This window comes from Bacillus sp. DWP3-1, from assembly GCF_049896565.1.
In the GTDB taxonomy this organism is placed as follows: Bacteria; Bacillota; Bacilli; order Bacillales; family Bacillaceae; genus Bacillus.
On record NZ_JAFCUN010000010.1, the window covers coordinates 34,977 to 55,446 of the forward strand.

At 42.1% G+C, this 20,470-nt stretch carries 18 protein-coding genes, 2 tRNA genes, 1 rRNA gene and 1 pseudogene; all 22 read left to right on the plus strand.

The genetic code is table 11. The features are described from left to right. Nucleotides 1–46: 46 nt before the first annotated feature. Nucleotides 47–120: transfer RNA gene (locus ACP7A0_RS18160), tRNA-Met, on the plus strand. Between the two features lie 26 nt (nt 121–146). Then, nucleotides 147–218 (plus strand) — tRNA-Glu (locus ACP7A0_RS18165). 204 nt (nt 219–422) lie between these two features. Next, the gene (gene spoIIE, locus ACP7A0_RS18170; RefSeq protein ID WP_066031449.1) at nt 423–2,906 is read left to right on the plus strand and encodes a stage II sporulation protein E; all 2,484 of its coding nucleotides are present in this window, start codon (nt 423–425) and stop codon (nt 2,904–2,906) included. Between the two features lie 77 nt (nt 2,907–2,983). Then, nucleotides 2,984–3,721, plus strand: a complete 738-nt coding sequence (locus ACP7A0_RS18175) for a VWA domain-containing protein (RefSeq protein ID WP_426005949.1) — start codon at nt 2,984–2,986, stop codon at nt 3,719–3,721. Beyond that, nucleotides 3,705–4,712 carry a protein kinase domain-containing protein gene (locus ACP7A0_RS18180; protein ID WP_106031945.1) on the plus strand — a complete coding sequence of 336 codons (1,008 nt, stop codon included), beginning with the start codon at nt 3,705–3,707 and terminating at the stop codon, nt 4,710–4,712. The genes ACP7A0_RS18175 and ACP7A0_RS18180 overlap by 17 nt, the downstream gene beginning before the upstream one ends. Nucleotides 4,713–4,808: 96 nt before the next feature. Then, nucleotides 4,809–6,231, plus strand: a pseudogene (gene tilS, locus ACP7A0_RS18185) (tRNA lysidine(34) synthetase TilS). Continuing rightward, nucleotides 6,228–6,767 (plus strand): hypoxanthine phosphoribosyltransferase, encoded by a 540-nt coding sequence (gene hpt, locus ACP7A0_RS18190; protein WP_003217950.1) that lies wholly within the window; start codon nt 6,228–6,230, stop codon nt 6,765–6,767. Before tilS ends, hpt begins: the two are co-directional and overlap by 4 nt. Nucleotides 6,768–6,862: 95 nt before the next feature. Beyond that, the gene (gene ftsH / locus ACP7A0_RS18195; protein WP_060595363.1) at nt 6,863–8,764 is read left to right on the plus strand and encodes an ATP-dependent zinc metalloprotease FtsH; all 1,902 of its coding nucleotides are present in this window, start codon (nt 6,863–6,865) and stop codon (nt 8,762–8,764) included. Between the two features lie 162 nt (nt 8,765–8,926). Continuing rightward, nucleotides 8,927–9,703 carry a type III pantothenate kinase gene (locus tag ACP7A0_RS18200; RefSeq protein WP_060595364.1) on the plus strand — a complete coding sequence of 259 codons (777 nt, stop codon included), beginning with the start codon at nt 8,927–8,929 and terminating at the stop codon, nt 9,701–9,703. A gap of 15 nt (nt 9,704–9,718) precedes the next feature. Further along, nucleotides 9,719–10,594, plus strand: coding sequence for an Hsp33 family molecular chaperone HslO (hslO, locus tag ACP7A0_RS18205; protein WP_106039742.1), 876 nt, complete (start codon nt 9,719–9,721; stop codon nt 10,592–10,594). Nucleotides 10,595–10,640: 46 nt separating this feature from the next. Further along, nucleotides 10,641–11,549 carry a peptidyl-prolyl cis-trans isomerase gene (locus ACP7A0_RS18210; protein ID WP_426005953.1) on the plus strand — a complete coding sequence of 303 codons (909 nt, stop codon included), beginning with the start codon at nt 10,641–10,643 and terminating at the stop codon, nt 11,547–11,549. A gap of 77 nt (nt 11,550–11,626) precedes the next feature. Then, on the plus strand, nt 11,627–12,550 hold the full coding sequence (gene cysK, locus ACP7A0_RS18215; protein WP_012008673.1) for a cysteine synthase A: 924 nt from the start codon (nt 11,627–11,629) through the stop codon (nt 12,548–12,550). Nucleotides 12,551–12,674: 124 nt separating this feature from the next. Beyond that, on the plus strand, nt 12,675–14,093 hold the full coding sequence (gene pabB / locus ACP7A0_RS18220) for an aminodeoxychorismate synthase, component I (RefSeq protein WP_426005955.1): 1,419 nt from the start codon (nt 12,675–12,677) through the stop codon (nt 14,091–14,093). Nucleotides 14,094–14,106: 13 nt separating this feature from the next. After that, nucleotides 14,107–14,700 carry an aminodeoxychorismate/anthranilate synthase component II gene (pabA, locus tag ACP7A0_RS18225; protein WP_060595368.1) on the plus strand — a complete coding sequence of 198 codons (594 nt, stop codon included), beginning with the start codon at nt 14,107–14,109 and terminating at the stop codon, nt 14,698–14,700. Further along, nucleotides 14,697–15,545, plus strand: coding sequence for an aminodeoxychorismate lyase (pabC, locus tag ACP7A0_RS18230; protein WP_066031445.1), 849 nt, complete (start codon nt 14,697–14,699; stop codon nt 15,543–15,545). Before pabA ends, pabC begins: the two co-directional genes overlap by 4 nt. Before the next feature lie 9 nt (nt 15,546–15,554). Continuing rightward, nucleotides 15,555–16,412: a dihydropteroate synthase gene (gene folP / locus ACP7A0_RS18235; protein ID WP_060595370.1), complete on the plus strand. Its 858-nt coding sequence runs from the start codon at nt 15,555–15,557 to the stop codon at nt 16,410–16,412. Next, nucleotides 16,405–16,767 carry a dihydroneopterin aldolase gene (gene folB, locus ACP7A0_RS18240; RefSeq protein ID WP_034665765.1) on the plus strand — a complete coding sequence of 121 codons (363 nt, stop codon included), beginning with the start codon at nt 16,405–16,407 and terminating at the stop codon, nt 16,765–16,767. Before folP ends, folB begins: the two co-directional genes overlap by 8 nt. Then, complete coding sequence (folK, locus tag ACP7A0_RS18245; RefSeq protein WP_060595371.1) at nt 16,764–17,267, plus strand: 2-amino-4-hydroxy-6-hydroxymethyldihydropteridine diphosphokinase; 504 nt, start codon at nt 16,764–16,766, stop codon at nt 17,265–17,267. Before folB ends, folK begins: the two co-directional genes overlap by 4 nt. Next, nucleotides 17,219–17,452, plus strand: a complete 234-nt coding sequence (locus ACP7A0_RS18250) for a helix-turn-helix domain-containing protein (protein WP_034665770.1) — start codon at nt 17,219–17,221, stop codon at nt 17,450–17,452. Before folK ends, ACP7A0_RS18250 begins: the two co-directional genes overlap by 49 nt. Continuing rightward, nucleotides 17,445–18,446 carry a tRNA dihydrouridine synthase DusB gene (dusB, locus tag ACP7A0_RS18255; RefSeq protein ID WP_066031443.1) on the plus strand — a complete coding sequence of 334 codons (1,002 nt, stop codon included), beginning with the start codon at nt 17,445–17,447 and terminating at the stop codon, nt 18,444–18,446. The genes ACP7A0_RS18250 and dusB overlap by 8 nt, the downstream gene beginning before the upstream one ends. A 90-nt stretch (nt 18,447–18,536) precedes the next feature. Next, nucleotides 18,537–20,036, plus strand: a complete 1,500-nt coding sequence (lysS, locus tag ACP7A0_RS18260; RefSeq protein ID WP_060595373.1) for a lysine--tRNA ligase — start codon at nt 18,537–18,539, stop codon at nt 20,034–20,036. Between the two features lie 342 nt (nt 20,037–20,378). Further along, a 16S ribosomal RNA gene (locus ACP7A0_RS18265) occupies nt 20,379–20,470 on the plus strand; the annotation flags it as partial.

The following is a 20,470-nucleotide window of genomic DNA, read 5'->3' on the forward strand; positions in this document are numbered from 1 at the left end:
TTCCTTTGTATTATAGATCTTGTGCTTCTTAGCGCATTTTTATTATGGCGGTGTAGCTCAGCTGGCTAGAGCGTACGGTTCATACCCGTGAGGTCGGGGGTTCGATCCCCTCCGCCGCTATCCTTTTTAGTAGAACATAAAAGCAAGGCCCGTTGGTCAAGCGGTTAAGACACCGCCCTTTCACGGCGGTAACACGGGTTCGAATCCCGTACGGGTCATCTTCAAAACAGCTTTCTTTAGGAAGGCTGTTTTTTTTGTGTCTTCGTAAAATTCTGATGAAAGACATCGACTTTCATGAAAGTATGCCTCTTTGACGAATAAAGCGTCGAACGTTTTATGGAAACGACAACTTCTTTTGACAAAATTTCTTTTTCACCTTCGCTATAATGACAAGCAACGAATATCAGGTGGGGGATGAAAAGATGGAAAAACTAGAAAGAAGAACTGATTTAACAGGAGCGGGGTTTGAAAGAATCAGTGCAGGGTTAAAAAAGATGAAAAACCTGTTTCTTCATCACACGCATTCTCTTTTTTTCTATAAAGGGTTTATTTATGTTGTACTTGGTTTTTTATTAGGACGAGCCTTTATTTTATCTGAAATTATGCCGTTTGCTCTGCCTTTCTTCGGCTCCATGCTGCTTATCAAAAGAGATAAGGCCATGCTTGCTTGTCTCGCTTTACTCGCTGGAGCCATGACGATATCACCTCAAAACGCATTGTTTGTGTTTGCGTCGTTGATCGTGTTTCTCCTTATGTCCAAGGTGGTTTCTTTCATCATCAAAGACCCAGTGAAAACATTGCCGGTTGTCATTGTGCTGTCAATGCTGATCACCCGAGGAGCATTTGTTTACCTAGAGCAAGGTGCTATGCAAAGCTACGATTACGTCATGGCGGGTGTTGAAGCAGGACTTGCCTTCATTTTGACACTGATTTTCCTTCAAAGCCTGCCGATTTTTACAGTCAGGAAAATCAAACACTCCTTAAAGGTTGAAGAAATTATTTGCTTTATGATTTTAATTGCCTCAGTTTTAACAGGTCTGGCTGGTATCACATTTCAAGGGATGCAGGCAGAGCATATTTTGTCACGTTATGTAGTGCTGAGCTTTGCCTTTATTGGAGGAGCCAGTATTGGTTGTACGGTGGGTGTCGTGACAGGATTAATTCTCGGTCTCGCTAACATCGGAAACCTTTATCAGATGAGTCTTCTTGCCTTTTCAGGCTTATTAGGGGGATTGCTGAAAGAGGGGAAGAAAGCAGGCGCAGCCATTGGCTTAATTGTGGGTTCCTTACTTATTTCCCTATACGGAGAAGGATCAGCAGGTCTCGTGACCACGCTGTATGAATCACTTATTGCAGTTGCGCTCTTCTTACTCACGCCACAATCAGTGACCTCTAAGGTAGCGAAATATATTCCTGGTACGGTAGAGCATGTACAAGAACAGCAGCAATACGCCCGGAAAGTACGGGATGTGACAGCAAAAAAGGTAGACCAATTTTCTAATGTATTTCATGCGCTGTCTGAGAGTTTTGCGACATTTTACGAATCCATTCCTGAAGAAAAGAAGCAGGAAGAGGATGTAGATCTTTTTTTAAGTACGATCACAGAACGATCCTGTCAAACGTGCTATAAGAAAAATAAATGCTGGGTGCAGAACTTTGATACAACCTATGAACTGATGAAACAAGTTATGCATGAATCTGATGAAAAAACCTACGAGCATAACCGGAAATTGAAGAAGAAATTTAGCCAGCACTGCTCAAAATCAAAACATGTCGAGGAATTGATTGAAGAGGAGATCGCTTACTATAAAGCCAACCAGACTCTGAAGAAAAAGGTCCAAGACAGCAGACGACTTGTAGCCGAACAGCTGATGGGGGTCTCACAAGTGATGGAGGATTTTTCCCGGGAAATAAAACGAGAAAGAGAACAGCATTTTATTCAAGAAGAGCAGATGATAGAAGCACTTCAGCACTTTGGGATTGAAATTCAGCAAGTAGAAATTTATAGCTTGGAGCAGGGGAATGTCGATATTGAAATGAGAATCCCATATTGCCAAGGACATGGTGAATGTGAAAAAATCATCGCTCCCATGCTCTCAGATATTTTAGAAGAACAGATTTTAGTCAAAGCAGAGCAGTGTGCAGAGCACCCAACAGGCTATTGCCACGTTGTATTTGGCTCTGCAAAATCATATCGAGTGGCTACAGGCGTAGCGCATGCAGCGAAAGGCGGAGGGTTAGTGTCTGGGGATAGCTACAGCATGATGGAGCTGGGTGCGGGCAAATATGCCGCAGCTATTAGTGATGGAATGGGCAATGGAGCAAGGGCTCATTTTGAAAGCAATGAAACGATTAAGCTGTTAGAAAAAATATTGGCGTCAGGTATCAATGAAAAAGTGGCAATCAAAACCATTAATAGTATTTTATCTTTACGAACGACGGATGAAATCTATTCTACATTAGATTTATCAATTATTGATTTACAGGATGCGAGCTGTAAGTTCCTCAAGATTGGTTCAACACCCAGCTTTATTAAACGGGGTGATCAGGTGATGAAGGTACAAGCGAGCAACTTACCGATTGGGATTATTGATGAATTTGAAGTGGAGGTAGTGAGTGAACAGATGAAGGCAGGAGATCTGCTGATTATGATGAGTGATGGCATTTTCGAAGGACCAAAGCATATTGAAAATCATGATCTGTGGGTGAAGCGCAAAATGAAAAGCTTTAAAACAGAAGATCCGCAAGAGATTGCTGATTTATTAATGGAAGAGGTCATTCGAACAAGAGCGGGTCAAATTGACGACGATATGACGGTTGTTGTCATCAGGCTTGATCACAACACACCAAAATGGGCATCCATTCCGACTGGTACATTCTATCTTGAGAAACAAGAGATTTCTTAAAATATCGTATAATATGAATTTCTTCTGGCGATGATGGGGATATAAAGCATTCAGTTACGATCCCAGGAGGAATGAAGATGCGAAAAGGTCACGTAAACCAAATCTTATTGATTACAGATGGCTGCTCAAATCACGGGGAAGATCCACTTGCGATTGCCTCATTGGCAAAGGAACAAGGGATTACAGTCAATGTCATTGGCATTATGGAGGAAAACAGACACGATCATGAAGCGATGAAAGAAGTCGAGGGGATTGCCCTCGCAGGCGGAGGCATTCATCAGGTTGTCTACGTCCAGCAGTTATCTCAAACGGTACAAATGGTCACAAAAAAAGCGATGACACAAACCTTACAAGGTGTTGTGAATAAAGAATTGCAGCAAATACTTGGCAAAGACACTGAAATTGAAGAGCTTCCGCCTGATAAGCGTGGGGAAGTGATGGAAATAGTCGATGAGTTAGGAGAGACGGTTCATCTTCAAGTACTTGTGCTTGTTGATACAAGTGCAAGTATGAAACCGAAGCTGCCGACCGTTAAAGAAGCACTCATCGATCTCTCTATTAGTTTAAATTCAAGGATTGGTGAAAATCAGTTTGGGATGTGTATATTTCCCGGGAAAAACTCAGATGCTGAAATTGTGTTGAATTGGACGCCTCGATTCGATTCGTTATCATCTATTTTCCCGAAACTGACCACGGGAGGAATTACTCCAACTGGACCAGCGCTTCGAGAAGCACTCCAGCATTTCAAATCAGTTCGTTCGCGTAAAGGGCTGCTTGAAGCAAAGGAAGAGCATGATAATGAATTCGGCTTCTAACATTCCGTTAGGCACGGTGATTCAAGGGAAATGGCATCACCATCATTACCGCATTGTAAAAGAGCTGGGAAAAGGGGCGAACGGTATTGTCTATCTAGCCGAATCGCCAAATGGTCAAGTAGCCCTTAAAGTGAGTGATGACAGTATGCTCATTGCATCTGAAGTCAATGTATTAAAATCCTTTTCTAAGGCTCCTGTGAAAACCATGGGGCCTTCTTTTTATGATATGGATGATGCGATTTATCCCGGTATGCTTCAAAAGCGTTCCTTTTATGTGATGGAGTATGTCAGAGGCCCGTTACTGCTTGAATTTGTAAAACAAAAAGGTGATGAGTGGATCGTCGTTTTAATGGTTCAGCTTTTATCTAACCTAGCTCATTTACATCAGGAAGGCTGGATTTTTGGTGACTTGAAGCCAGATAATCTCATCGTTTCAGGTCCCCCAGCCGCGATCCGGTGCATTGATGTAGGGGGAACGACAAAAGCAGGCAGGGCAATCAAGGAGTATACAGAGTTTTTTGATCGAGGCTATTGGGGATTCGGCACAAGAAAGGCAGAGCCATCCTATGATCTGTTTGCCTTAAGTATGGTGATGGTGAATTGTGCGTATAAGAAAGAATTCAAAAAAGGAGCAGAACCGGAAAAGCAGCTTTACAGAGCGATTGAAGGACATCCTTTATTAAAGCGTTATGAAAGGGTGTTAAAGGCTGCTCTACAAGGTAAATATCAATCAGCGGCGGCTATGAAGAGTGCGATGCTGAAAGAAGGACAGCTGATCGCTTCAAGAAAAGCGAGTCAAAAGAAGCAGCAGCAAAAAAACGGGCAAAAGCCCGCTGTTCAACAAAATCAACAGGTGACTTCACGATCGAGAGTTGCAGCAGCAAAAAGAACACCAGTACGTAAAAAATCAGGCGGGCTTTTTGAAACTATTCTGATCGTGTGCAGTGTACTTGCTCTTTACTGTGCATATGTAGTTTTGTTCCTGCTATAGACCTGTAAAAAAGCAGGCTTCATCTTTGCTTGGAGCTACTGAAAGTGATAGGATATGTATATCTTTAAATTACCTGCTCTTTGTGAGGAGGAAGTTGTGAATAGAATTGAATCATTTTTGAAAAAACATGATGTTTACCTTGAAAATACGACAGTCATTGTCGGGGTTTCTGGCGGACCAGATTCCATGCTTTTACTGCACGAACTAAACAAACGTCGAAAAGGTTCCTATCAGCTGATTGCAGCCCATGTAGATCACATGTTCAGAGGAGAAGAATCCTTTGCTGATTTGGCATTTGTTGAGGCTTACTGCAAGGAGCAAGAGATTCCTTTTGAATCGGCCCGCATACAGGTCACCCAATATGCAAAAGAAAACCACTTAAACAAACAGGCAGCTGCAAGGGAGTGCAGATATGCTTTCTTTCGTCAATTGATGGAGCAATACAACGCTCAATTTATAGCGCTTGCACATCATGGAGACGACCAAGTAGAAACAATGATGATGAGGCTTGCGAGAGGGACTGTTGGAATAGGACTCGCCGGTATCCAAGCAAAACGTCCTTTTCAAGATGGATGGCTGATTCGGCCGCTCATTGGATATTCCAAGGACGACGTGCTGACCGCTTGTGAAAAAGAACATATTCCCTATGTCATTGATCAAAGCAATCACACTGATGACTACTTGAGAAACCGGATAAGAAGACACATTCTTCCCGTGTTAAAAGAAGAGGCACCTCATGTACATGAAAGCTTTCAGTTTGTAAGTGACATGCTGACTGAGGATGAGCAATACTTGCAGGCATTAACAAAGGAACAAATGAACCAAGTGATAACGAATCAATCGCCTAAGCAAATTAAGATCAAAACGAAGCCTTTGCTTGACCTGCCTTTGCCTTTACAAAGAAGAGGCATTCAACTAATATTAAACTATCTTTATGAAAACACTCAATCAGCGTTTTCAAACCAGCATATTCTAGGGACTTTGGACTGGTTATCTCATACCGAACAACCGTCTGGATCATTAGATTTGCCAAAAGGTTTACAAGCTGTCAAGTCTTATGATTACTGTATGTTTACCTTTGAACGATCGCTTGTACTAGACCAGTCTTATGCTCTTCACTTAAAGGGTGAGCTTGGAGAGGAGCTTTTCCTTCCGAATGGGCAGTCTATCGTGGTATCAAATCATGTTCCGAAGGATGCACGGAACGGAAACCATTTTTTCTTGCTTCAAAAAGATCATGTTCGTCTCCCTTTGATCATTCGCTCACGAAAAAATGGTGATCGAATCAAACTTAAAGGGATGAATGGATCAAAAAAGGTGAAGGATATATTTATTGATAAAAAAGTGCCTCTTGCAGAAAGAGACAGCTGGCCGATCGTCACTGACTCGGATCATCAAATCATCTGGATCCCAGGTCTGAAAAAATCCGTTTTTGAAGAAATTGATATGACAAACAGCGATCTCATTGTATTACAATATAGACAGCATGAAAATTTGTAGGGGGCAAGCAAAAGCATGAAACAAGATATTGAAAAGGTTTTGATCTCAGAAGAAGAGATCCAGCAAAAAGTGAAGGAACTGGGTGCAACATTAACCAGCGATTATGATGGTAAATTTCCCCTGGCTATTGGTGTTTTGAAAGGGGCTCTTCCATTCATGGCAGACCTGATCAAACACATTGATACATATTTAGAACTTGATTTTATGGATGTATCTAGCTACGGAAAATCTACCGTATCTTCAGGAGAAGTAAAGATCATTAAGGATCTTGATACTTCTGTTGAAGGAAGAGATATTTTAATTATGGAAGATATCATCGACAGTGGGTTAACTTTGAGCTATCTGGTAGAGCTTTTCCGATACCGTAAAGCAAATTCCATAAAAATTGTGACATTGCTTGATAAACCAAGCGGTCGTAAAGCAGACATCAAAGCAGATTATGTTGGATTTGAAGTGCCAGATGCATTTGTTGTCGGCTATGGATTGGATTTCGCTGAACGTTACCGAAACCTCCCGTATATTGGAGTGTTAAAACCATCTGTTTACGAAGGCTAATCAGCATACGTATACATGAGGTTATTGGTTGTATTGGAATGATTTTCTATGATACTATTGAACATAGTTGTGCTTACTGTGGGAGGAGGTAAGGAATGAATCGGGTTTTTCGTAATACGATTTTTTATATACTTATTTTATTACTTGTGATAGGGGTAGTCAGTTGGTTAGGATCCCCTAATCAAAAGCCTGAGAACATGTCTTACAGCAAATTTTCGCAAAATCTAAGTGCGGGAAAAGTGGAGAGTATCTCCATTCAGCCTGTAAGAGGGGTTTATGAAATTCGTGGTCAATTAGATGGCGCGAAGAAAGATCAATACTTCATTACCCATGTTCCAGATGGTCAAGGTGTTGACCAGATTTACAGTGCACTGAAGAATACAGATGTAAAAGTAGAACCAGCACCTGAAACAAATGGATGGCTGCAAGTTCTGACCACCATCATTCCGTTTATCATCATCTTTATCCTGTTCTTCTTCTTATTGAACCAAGCTCAGGGCGGTGGAAGCCGTGTTATGAACTTTGGTAAGAGTAAGGCGAAGCTTTACACAGAAGAGAAGAAACGTGTGAAATTTAAAGATGTTGCCGGTGCAGATGAAGAAAAGCAAGAGCTTGTAGAAGTGGTTGAATTCCTAAAGGACCCACGTAAATTTGCGGAGCTTGGCGCAAGAATACCTAAAGGGGTTTTACTAGTAGGACCTCCAGGTACAGGTAAAACATTGCTTGCGAGAGCATCTGCAGGAGAAGCAGGCGTTCCTTTCTTCAGCATCAGTGGTTCTGACTTCGTCGAGATGTTCGTCGGTGTCGGTGCATCACGTGTACGTGATTTATTCGAAAATGCGAAAAAGAATGCACCTTGCTTAATCTTTATTGATGAGATTGATGCAGTGGGTCGTCAGCGTGGAGCCGGTCTTGGCGGTGGTCATGACGAGCGTGAACAAACGCTTAACCAGCTTCTTGTTGAAATGGATGGTTTTAGTGCGAACGAAGGTATTATTATCATTGCTGCGACGAACCGTGCAGATATCCTAGATCCTGCATTGCTGCGTCCGGGACGTTTTGACCGTCAAATTACGGTTGACCGACCAGATGTCATTGGCCGTGAAGAAGTACTGAAGGTTCATGCGAAAAACAAACCGCTTGATGATACAGTGAACTTGAAAGCCATTGCAAGCAGAACACCTGGGTTCTCTGGAGCAGATCTTGAGAACTTACTAAACGAAGCAGCACTTGTTGCTGCCCGTCATAACAAAAAGAAAATCGATATGCGTGATATCGACGAAGCGACTGACCGTGTCATCGCTGGACCGGCGAAGAAAAGCCGCGTCATTTCGAAGAAAGAACGTAATATCGTGGCTTACCATGAAGCAGGTCATACTGTGATTGGACTTATCCTAGACGAAGCGGACATGGTGCATAAAGTAACGATCGTTCCTCGTGGTCAGGCAGGCGGATATGCGGTCATGCTTCCAAGAGAAGACCGTTATTTCCAAACGAAGCCAGAGCTTCTTGATAAAATTGTCGGCTTGCTCGGCGGTCGTGTTGCAGAGGAAATTACGTTTGGTGAAGTAAGCACAGGCGCTCACAACGACTTCCAGCGTGCAACAGGCATTGCAAGAAAAATGGTTACTGAGTTCGGTATGTCTGATAAGCTTGGTCCACTTCAGTTCGGTCAAGCACAAGGTGGTCAAGTGTTCCTAGGCCGTGATTTTAACAACGAGCCGAATTATAGTGAAGCCATTGCTTACGAGATTGACCAAGAAATTCAGCGTTTCATCAAGGACAGCTACGAACGTGCGAAACAAATTCTCACTGAGAACAAAGATAAGCTAGAAATCATCGCACAGGCCCTTTTAGAAGTTGAAACATTAGATGCTGAGCAAATTAAATCTCTTTACGAAACTGGAAAGCTTCCAGAGCGTGTATACGCAGATGACGAAGAGAAAAACGATGATGTGAAAGTGAACATCAAGAAAAAAGAAGATGAGGAGATCTAATCTCCTTCTGTGAAAGCTGCCGGGATCACCGGCAGCTTTTTTTATTTCGATTCCTAAATGGATCGGTTTCGAATTGTTTACAAATGGAACTCAATTCGTGTATGGTATGATAGAAAGTCGAAAAATGCTCTTTTTGAGAAACTATTCAAAGTGGTGATGAAGTTGTTACTCGTGATAGATGTAGGAAACACAAATACCGTTTTAGGTGTTTATCATAATGGCGATCTAAACTACCATTGGCGAATTGAAACAAGCCGTCATAAAACAGAAGACGAATTTGGTATGGCCATCAGGTCTTTATTTGATTATGTGGGGCTGATGTTTGATCAAATAGAAGGAATTATCATCTCGTCTGTTGTCCCGCCGATGATGTTTGCACTAGAAAGAATGTGCGAGAAGTACTTTCACTTAACACCCCAAATTGTAGGGCCTGGAATGAAGACTGGATTAAACATTATGTGTGACAATCCAAAGGAAGTCGGGGCTGATCGAATTGTGAATGCAGTAGCGGCGATTCACCTATATGGGGCACCTCTCATTGTGGTAGACTTTGGCACAGCGACAACCTACTGCTATATCAATGAACAAAAACAATACATGGGTGGGGCAATTGCACCTGGTATTACCATCTCAACAGAGGCTTTATATACAAGAGCGGCGAAGCTGCCGAGAATTGAAATTGTCCGTCCAGATCACATTGTTGGAAAAAACACCATTAGTGCGATGCAATCCGGCATCCTTTATGGATATGTTGGGCAAGTCGAGGGAATAGTGAAACGGATGAAGCAGCAAGCGAAACAAACACCGAAAGTCATTGCAACAGGCGGTTTGTCGACATTGATTGGAAATGAATCAGACTGCATTGATATTGTCGATCCGTTCTTAACATTAAAAGGACTTCAACTCATTTATGAGCGTAATCGTGTCGGTGTACTATAGGAGGTTTAAAATCGAATGGATTACTTAGTTAAAGCGTTAGCATATGACGGAAAAGTCCGAGCATATGCTGCAAACACAACAGATACAATCAATGAAGCACAAAGAAGACACCATACATGGCCAACAGCATCAGCAGCGATTGGCAGAACAATGACAGCTACAGTCATGATGGGTGCTATGCTGAAAGGCGAAAATAAGCTAACGGTCAAAATTGAAGGCGGTGGACCAATCGGTGCCATCATTGCTGATGGAAACGCAAAAGGTCAGGTGCGCGGATATGTCTCAAACCCACAAGTCCACTTTGACTTAAATGAACATGGCAAGCTGGATGTCAGACGTGCAGTCGGGACATCTGGAACGTTGAGTGTTGTCAAAGATATCGGACTGAAAGATCACTTTACAGGACAAACGGAGATCGTCTCAGGTGAAATTGGAGATGACTTCACTTATTATCTTGTCTCTTCTGAGCAAGTGCCTTCCTCTGTAGGCGTAGGGGTTCTGGTCAATCCAGATAACTCGATCCTTGCAGCAGGCGGTTTCATCATTCAATTGCTGCCTGGAACAGAAGATGCTGTCATCGAAAGACTAGAAAAGCAGCTCTCAACCATTGAACCCATTTCTAAACTCATTGAAAAAGGGATGACACCAGAAGAAATTTTAGAAGAAGTACTCGGAGAAAAACCTCAAATTTTAGAAACCGTACCTGTCGAATTCTCTTGTAACTGCTCAAAAGAACGTTTTGCTAATGGCATTATCAGCCTAGGGAAAGCCGAAATTGACGACATGATTGAACAAGACGGACAAGCAGAAGCTCAATGCCATTTTTGTAACGAAACGTATGTATTTACAAAAGAAGAGCTAGAAGAGCTACGTGAAGAAATAACCCGCTAAGCTCTAAGCAGCGGGTTTTCTTTTTAGAATGGAAAGGAGACGAAAAATGAGACTAAAAGCAAGAGTGGTATGGACATTTATCCTCGTGTTGCTTATGATCAATGCCGTTGTCATTGCATATGTATTAACAAAGTCGCAAATGTCACAGGCTTCTTCAAATGGGAAGAGCGGTGAAGAAATTGCGTCGATTGGAAAAGAGAAGGTGACGCGTCAAGAATGGTTAAAGAAGATGGAAGACCGCTATGGCAAGGCAACACTTGAGCAAATGATTAATCAGAAGGTGGTCAATCAGCTTGCGAAAGAAAACAAGCTTGAGGTGTCTTCAAAAGAGATCAATCGTGAATTGCTCATGCTTAAAGCGGTATCTAATAACTTCTACGAAGATGGACATACGAGTGAAAAGGAATGGAAAGAACAGATTCGTTATCAAATTTTATTAGAGCAGCTTTTAACGAGAGATGCTGTCGTTTCTGAAAAAGAAGCGAAATCCTTTTATGAAAAAAACAAGGACTTATATCAATATGATGATTCATACCGTATTCGTCATATCGTCGTGAAGACAAAAGGCGAAGCTGAAAATGTATTGAAGGATCTGAAAGGCGGATCTAGCTTCGAAGCGGTGGCAGCTGAACGCTCCATTGACCGCTACACCTCTCCATATGGCGGAGATCTTGGGTTTGTGACAGAAGAACAAGAAAGTATACCAGCCCTATACATACAGGAAGCTCAAAAGCTTCAGCCAGACGAATGGACAAAAGAACCGATCGAGACCAAAAACGGGTATGCCATTATTCAACTAAAAGAAAAATTAGATGGCCGCTCCTTCTCTTATGAAGAAGTCAAAGATCAGATCAAAAGGCAGATTGCCATGGAAGACCTAGGTGAAAAGGCGAATGTCAAAACCCTGTGGAAAGAAGCAAAAGTCACATGGTTTTACGATGGCGACCAGGACTAAAAGCATTGACAAAATTTTTTGAAATTGATAATTTAATATTAATACAATAAAATTACTCGGAGATAGAGGTGTTAGTGATGGCTCGTATTGCAAATTCAGTTTTTGAACTAATAGGAAATACACCAGTCGTTAAATTAAACCGTTTAGTAGATGAAGACAGTGCGGATGTCTACTTGAAACTTGAATATATGAACCCGGGCAGCAGTGTAAAAGATCGTATTGCGTTAGCGATGATCGAAGATGCTGAAGCGAAAGGTACTTTAAAAGCCGGCGACACGCTCATTGAACCAACAAGCGGAAACACAGGGATCGGTCTTGCGATGGTAGCGGCAGCTAAAGGAATTAACGCAATTCTAGTGATGCCAGACACAATGAGTCAGGAGCGCCGCAACCTTTTACGCGCTTATGGTGCAGAGCTTGTCTTAACACCAGGTGCAGAAGGAATGAAAGGTGCCATTAAAAAGGCAGAAGAATTGGCAGAAGAGCATGGTTACTTCATGCCTCAACAATTTAGCAACGAAGCCAATGCGGAGATTCACCGTCGTACTACAGGAAAAGAAATTCTTGAACAGTTTGACGGCGAGCTTGATGCATTTATTGCAGGTGTTGGTACGGGCGGCACGATTACGGGTGCTGGTGAAGTCCTAAAAGAAGCCATCCCATCGATTCAGCTTTATGCGGTAGAGCCGACAGATTCTCCTGTATTATCAGGCGGAAAGCCAGGCCCGCATAAAATCCAAGGGATAGGAGCAGGTTTTATCCCTTCAATCTTGAACACGGAAGTATATGACGGTATTATCCAAGTGAAAAACGAAGATGCATTTGAGCTTGCAAGAAAAGCAGCGAAAGAGGAAGGGATCCTTGGCGGTATTTCTTCAGGAGCAGCTATTTACGCAGCACTTCAAACAGCGAAGAAGCTTGGTAAAGGGAAAAAGGTTCTGGCAATCATCCCAAGTAATGGGGAGCGTTATCTCAGTACACCTCTTTATCAATTCGATTAAACCAATTACCCCAGCATTTGCTGGGGTTTTTTTATGAAATCTGTAGATGGAAAGCAAATACTATTTTCTAAATAAATTGGATTGCATTACAATAAGATTAATGAAAATGAAAAAGGATGATAACATGACACAACGCAGGCCGATGGGCATCAAAATTCCTTTTACGAAAGATGCTTTCCTGAAAAGATACGAACAATTAACTGCTGGCGAAACACACCATGTTCTTCTTGAAAGTGCTCGCGGCGGTTCATACAGCATTGCTGGCATTGACCCGGTTGCTAAAGCGAAGGGGAAAGACGGGATGACAACCATCCATTATCAAGATGAGGTGCTGTTCAAAGAAGGCGATCCATTCAGAGCGTTTACGGATTGGTTCCAAACCCTTCAAACCGAAATGAATGAGGAATATCCTGATTTTCAAGGCGGGGCGATTGGATTTTTAAGCTATGATTATGCTAGATATATCGAGCATTTTAAAATGCTGTCCATTGATGACCTGAAAACACCTGATCTTTATTTTCTCGTATTTAATGATGTTGCGGTCTTTGATCATGAAGAAAACGTGCTGTGGCTGATCACTCACACAGAAGGAACGGAACCTGTGAGTGACACTCATCAAAGACTCGAAGATTTGAAGCGAAAGTGGACAAGCTCTTCAGAAGAATCAGCGCAATCTCTTGTTCATGAATCTTCTGCAGAATTTGTACCAGCAGCACCGTTTACCGAAGAAACCTTTGGAGAAGCAGTAGAGAAAATTAAGCAATATATCGCAAGCGGTGATGTGTTCCAAGTGAATTTATCCATCAGACAAGATGAACAGCTCCACACACATCCGTATGATTTATACAAAACGTTACGTCAAGTCAATCCATCTCCGTATATGTCTTATCTGCACACGCCTGATTTCCAGATTGTTTGTGGATCTCCAGAGCTGCTTATTAAGAAAAAGGGGAATCAATTAGAAACAAGACCGATTGCGGGTACAAGATCAAGAGGCAAAGACGACGCTGAGGATCAAGCGCTGGCAAAAGAGCTCATTGAAAATGAAAAAGAACGCGCAGAGCATGTGATGCTCGTGGATCTTGAGCGGAATGACCTTGGACGCGTGTCTACTTATGGCTCAGTAAAAGTGAACGAATTTATGGCGATTGAGAAATATTCACACGTGATGCACATTGTATCCAACGTACAAGGGGAACTGCGTGATGATTGTGATGCAGTAGATGTCATGAGAGCTGTATTCCCAGGCGGAACCATTACAGGTGCTCCAAAGGTGAGAACAATGGAAATCATAGAAGAGCTTGAGCCGACAAGGCGTGGGCTTTATACTGGATCTATAGGCTGGTTTGGATTCAATCAAGATATGCACTTTAACATCGTCATTCGTACGGCGTACTGTACTGAAGGCAAAGCCTTTATGCAGTCGGGTGCTGGGATCGTCATCGATTCTGTACCAAAGCACGAATACAAAGAATCGATTAAAAAAGCCTATGCAGTGAAAAAAGCATTACAGTTGAGCAAAGAAGAGACTATTTTGAGTTAGAGGTGAGCAGAGCATGATATTAATGATTGATAATTATGATTCATTTACGTACAACTTGGTCCAGTATTTAGGTGAGCTTGGAGAAGAATTGATCGTGAAACGGAATGATCAAGTAACCATTCAAGAAATCGAAGAACTCAAGCCGGATTTTCTCATGATTTCCCCGGGGCCATGCAGTCCAGATGAAGCGGGAATTAGTATGGAGGCGATCAAGCACTTTGCGGGAAGTATTCCGATCTTCGGTGTGTGTCTAGGTCATCAATCCATCGCGCAAGTTTTTGGCGGGGATGTCATTCGTGCAGAACGCTTAATGCATGGTAAAACGTCAGAGATTGCTCATGACGGAAAAGGTGTCTTCACTGGACTCCAAAATCCGCTTGTCGCAACGAGATATCATTCATTAATTGTCAAAAACGAGACGCTGCCGGAGTGTTTTGACGCAACAGCCAGCACAAAGGAAGGTGAGCTCATGGCCATTCGCCATAAAGAGCTGCCGATTGAAAGTGTACAGTTTCATCCTGAATCGATTATGACGTCGTTCGGAAAAGAAATGCTTAAAAATTTCATTGAAACCTATCGTAAAAAGGGGCATGAAGTAAACGCATGATCATTTATCTGAACGGTCAGTATATAGAGGAGAAAGACGCGACTCTTTCTCCTTTTGATCATGGTTTTCTATATGGCATCGGTGTATTCGAAACATTTACCAGCCTGGCAGGACAAGTCTTTCTGTTAGATTGGCACCTTGAAAGGCTCAATCAATCATTGCGTGACCTTTGCATCGAATCCACAATAGAGAAACCATTTGTACTCGACATTATTCATACCTTACTAAATAAAAACGAAATAGCCGGTGGACACGCGAGAATTCGCTTCAATGTTTCTGCGGGCAGGGGCAATGGATTTTCTGCAGATCCTTATGAAGAGCCTGTCGTGTTTGTCATGATCTCTCCATTCCGGCCCGAATCTGTTTTAGATGAGAAACAGGGAGTCATTCTTCAAACGAGGAGAAATACCCCGGAAGGTCCGAGGCGCCTTAAGTCTCACCATTATATGAACAACCTGCTGGCTAAAAGAGAAGTGGGAAATGATCCGAAATTAGAAGGTATCTTTTTAACAAAAGAAAATGATGTGGCAGAAGGAATTACTTCCAATGTATTTTGGCGAAAAGGCGATGTGATTTATACACCGTCACTTGATACAGGCATTTTAAATGGAGTCACTCGTCGATATTGTATCGAAACACTCCAAGCGATGGAGGCTTCACTAAAAGTAGGGCGATATACAGTCTCCCATTTGCTATCAGCTGATGAGGCATGGATGACCAATTCTGTTCAAGGGATTGTGCCTTTCAGAAGTATAGGGGAAATCTCCTTTCCTCAAAACAGCCGGATCTTCTCAACAAAATTGAGAACACAATATACAAAAGAACGTCTAGATTATAAAGAGTAGGTGGACACAATGACACAACAAGTGATAAAACAGCCTAAAATCATACAAGCCAAGCACCACACCCTTAGTTATGAAGAAAAGACATTGGTCATGGGCATTTTAAATGTCACACCTGACTCTTTTTCAGATGGAGGAAAGTTTAATCAAGTGGATAAAGCGCTGGCTCATGCAGCCCAGCTGATAGAGGACGGGGCACATATCATTGATATAGGCGGAGAATCGACTCGCCCAGGAGCGGCATTTGTCTCAGAACAAGAGGAGCTTTCAAGAGTCATTCCCGTCATTGAAAAGATCACAAAACAATTGGATGTACCGATTTCCATTGATACGTATAAAGCCCATGTTGCAGATGAAGCGGTGAAAGCTGGAGCTTCCATCATTAATGATGTATGGGGAGCGAAGGCAGATCCTCAAATGGCGCATGTGGCAGCGAAGCACAATGTGCCGATTATTTTAATGCACAATCGGCCAGAGCGAAACTACACACATCTGATTTCAGATATGATCGCAGATTTGAAAGAAAGTGTTCAAATTGCAAAACAAGCGGGTGTCCGTGATGACATGATCATATTAGACCCAGGTGTAGGATTTGCGAAAAATAAAGAGGACAATCTCATGGTCATGAATGAGCTCGAACATTTTTGTCACCTTGGGTATCCACTGCTCTTAGCTACATCTCGAAAGCGATTCATCGGAGCTGTCTTAGACCTGCCGCCGGAAGAACGTACTGAAGGAACGGGAGCCACGGTCTGCCTTGGGATTCAAAAAGGCAGTGCGATGGTTCGTGTACATGATGTAAAAGAAATCGCAAGAATGGCAAAAATGATGGATGCCATGTTGAATAAGGGAGGCGCTTATCATCGATAAAGTATATGTAAATGGAATGGAATTTTACGGCTATCATGGCGTATTTGCAGAAGAAAATAAATTAGGACAGCGATTCCGTGTGGATTTAACAGCTTCACTTGATTTAAGTAAAGCCGGACAAACTGATGACCTCAATGAGACCATTAATTATGCAGAGCTCTACCAAATCTGCAAAAGCATTGTAGAAGGTGAATCGGTCAACCTTGTTGAAACACTGACAGAAAGAATTGCGAACCAAGTGTTAAAGGACTTTCCGACAGTTCAGGAATGTACAGTGAAGGTGATCAAACCAGATCCGCCAATTCCAGGACACTATCAGTCCGTTGCAATTGAAATGACGAGATCACGCACATGAACAATACCGCATACATCGCTTTAGGTTCGAACATAGGTAAAAAGGAAACCTATTTAAAAGAAGCTGTCAAAAAACTGCACGAACATCCAGAGGTTCAAGTAGAATTGATCTCCTCTATATATGAAACAACACCTGTAGGTTACGAAAACCAAGATGACTTTTTAAATATGGCTGTGAAAATTTCCACTTCGCTTCGTCCAAATGAACTACTGGTACTTACTCAGAAAATCGAGCAAGAGTTAGGCAGAACAAGAGAAGTGAGATGGGGACCGCGAACGGCTGACCTTGACATTTTACTTTATAATCGTGAAAATATTGAAACAGAACAGCTTGTAGTACCACATCCTAGAATGTACGAACGTTTATTCGTTCTTGTTCCGATGAGTGAGATTTGCCCAGAAATCGGCGAAGTACAAATAAATGCCGTAACAGACCAAGAAGGTGTAAGCATATGGAAAAAGACATGTGGGGTAGAAGAATTCGTGCATACCGAAAGCTAAAAGGGTATACTCAGGAAGGGTTCGCGAAAAGACTAGGCATCTCTGTCTCTGTCTTAGGAGAAATTGAGCGAGGCAATCGATTACCAACAAACCAATTGGTTGGTCAAATAGCAGATGCTTTAAATATAACGGTGGAAGAACTTTCGCCAATTCTTGAAGAAGGAAGGAGGGGAAATGATGTTTAAAATCGGAGATATCGACATTAATAACAAAGTGGTGCTCGCGCCTATGGCTGGTGTGTGTAACTCTGCCTTCAGACTGACAGTTAAAGAGTTTGGAGCGGGTTTAGTCTGCGCTGAAATGGTCAGTGACAAAGCGATCCTGATCAACAATGCAAGAACAATGGGTATGCTATACATTGATGAACGTGAAAAACCTTTGAGCCTTCAGATATTTGGAGGTGAAAAAGACACACTCGTTGAAGCAGCAAAGTTTGTAGACCAGAACACAACAGCGGACATTATTGATATTAACATGGGCTGTCCTGTACCGAAGATTACGAAATGTGATGCAGGAGCGAAATGGCTGCTTGATCCAAACAAGATTTATGAAATGGTCTCTGCTGTTGTAGATGCTGTAGATAAACCTGTTACGGTGAAAATGAGAATGGGCTGGGACGAAGATCATATCTTCGCTATCGACAATGCCCGTGCTGTTGAACGAGCAGGTGGACAAGCGGTTGCGCTTCACGGACGGACACGTGTGCAGATGTACGAAGGAACAGCGAATTGGGATATTATAAAAGAGGTCAAACAATCTGTTTCCATCCCTGTCATCGGCAATGGAGATGTCAAAACCCCTCAAGATGCAAAACGTATGCTTGATGAAACAGGTGTAGATGCTGTCATGATCGGAAGAGCCGCACTAGGAAACCCGTGGATGATCTATCGAACGGTTCATTATTTAGAAACGGGTGAACTAAAAGAAGAGCCAAATGTACGTGAGAAGATGTCAGTGTGCAAACTTCACTTAGACAGACTCATTGACCTAAAAGGCGAACACGTGGCTGTCAGAGAAATGAGAAAGCACGCAGCATGGTACTTAAAAGGTGTCCGAGGCAATGCGGACGTAAGAAATCAAATCAATCAAAGTGAAACGAGAGCGGAGCTAGTACAAGTTCTTGATGACTTTACGATCGAAGCCGAGGCAAAAGAGCTTCAAAGTATAAAAGTAGGATAAGACTATCTTTCTTTTTGTAGCTCACTGCTAGTGCATGTACTGGCAGTTTTTCTGCTTTTCTCTGCAAAATACATTATTGGAGTGATATAAATGAGTAATGAAGGGCTTAATAACGAAGAATTAAATGACCAATTCCAGGTCAGACGTGACAAAATGAATAAAATGAGAGAAGAGGGTATCGATCCATTCGGCGAACGATATGACCGTTCTCATCAATCCGCACAAATTATCGCTGAATATGATGAGTTTTCTAAAGAAGACTTAGAAGAAAAGTCTGCCCAAGTGACAATCGCTGGACGTATGATGACAAAGCGAGGAAAAGGGAAAGCTGGCTTTGCGCATATACAAGACTTAGAAGGACAAATTCAAATATACGTTCGTAAAGATAGTGTAGGAGAAGAAGCTTACGAGTTATTCAAAAGCTCAGACCTAGGCGATATCATCGGTGTAACAGGAATGGTATTTAAAACGAACGTTGGAGAACTTTCAATTAAAGCGACTAGCTTTGAGGTTCTCACAAAAGCACTTCGCCCGCTTCCTGATAAATATCATGGACTCAAAGATGTTGAACAACGTTATCGTCAGCGCTACCTTGACCTGATTGTAAATCCAGAAAGTAAGCAGACGTTCATCATGCGAAGCAAGATTATTCAATCCATGAGAAGATACTTAGATTCTAAAGGGTACCTAGAAGTTGAAACACCAACAATGCACAGCATCCCTGGTGGTGCATCAGCACGTCCTTTCATTACTCATCACAATGCACTGGATATGCCGCTTTATATGCGTATTGCGATTGAACTGCACTTAAAACGCTTGATTGTCGGTGGCCTAGAGAAAGTATACGAGATTGGCCGTGTATTCCGTAACGAAGGTGTATCAACTCGTCATAACCCAGAATTCACTATGATCGAGCTGTACGAAGCTTACGCAGATTACAAAGACATCATGAACCTAACTGAAAACCTGATTGCTCATATTGCCGAAGAGGTACTAGGAACAACCACTATTCAATATGGAGAAGATGAAATTGATCTCAAGCCTGAATGGAAGAGACTCCATATGGTTGAAGCGGTCAAAGAAGCAACTGGTGTGGACTTTTGGCAGGAGATGTCTGTAGAAGAAGCGAAGCAGCATGCCGCTGATCACGGAATTGAAATCACGAAAAACATGACAGTAGGTCATATCATCAATGAGTTCTTCGAGCAAAAAGTTGAAGAAACATTGGTTCAGCCTACATTTATTTACGGACACCCAGTGGAGATTTCTCCATTAGCTAAGAAAAATCCTGAAGACCCTCGCTTTACTGATCGCTTTGAACTATTTATCGTACGCCGCGAGCATGCTAATGCATTCACAGAGCTAAACGATCCAATCGATCAAAGAGAACGATTCGAAGCTCAATTAAAAGAACGTGAAGAAGGGAATGACGAAGCGCATCTAATGGATGACGATTTTGTTGAAGCATTAGAATATGGTATGCCTCCAACAGGCGGACTAGGAATCGGTATCGACCGGTTAATCATGCTATTAACAAATTCTCCATCAATCAGAGATGTACTGCTTTTCCCACAAATGAGAAACCGTTAATACATCAATCAAAGCGCCATTTTAACTATGGCGCTTTTTATTTTTCATAAAATGAAACTTTTTTTAAAAAAACTATTGCAAGGAAAGAATCAACATGGTATATTATTATTCGTTGCCGCAAAACAGCAACGAGGTTAAAAAAGAAATTGAAAAAATTCTTGACTTTAACCGATACGAAATGTTAAGATATTAAAGTCGCTTACGAGCGATAATGAAAATGATCTTTGAAAACTAAACAAGACAAAACGTACCTGTTAATTCGAGTTTTTATAAAAAAATCCTATGAAACATCATAGGTAGTCAGTCAAACGCTGACGAAAAACAAAACTTCGGTTTTGTACTTTTTCGGAGAGTTTGATCCTGGCTCAGGACGAACGCTGGCGGCGTGCCTAATACATGCAAGTCGAGCGGACAGAAGGGAGCTTGCTCCCGGA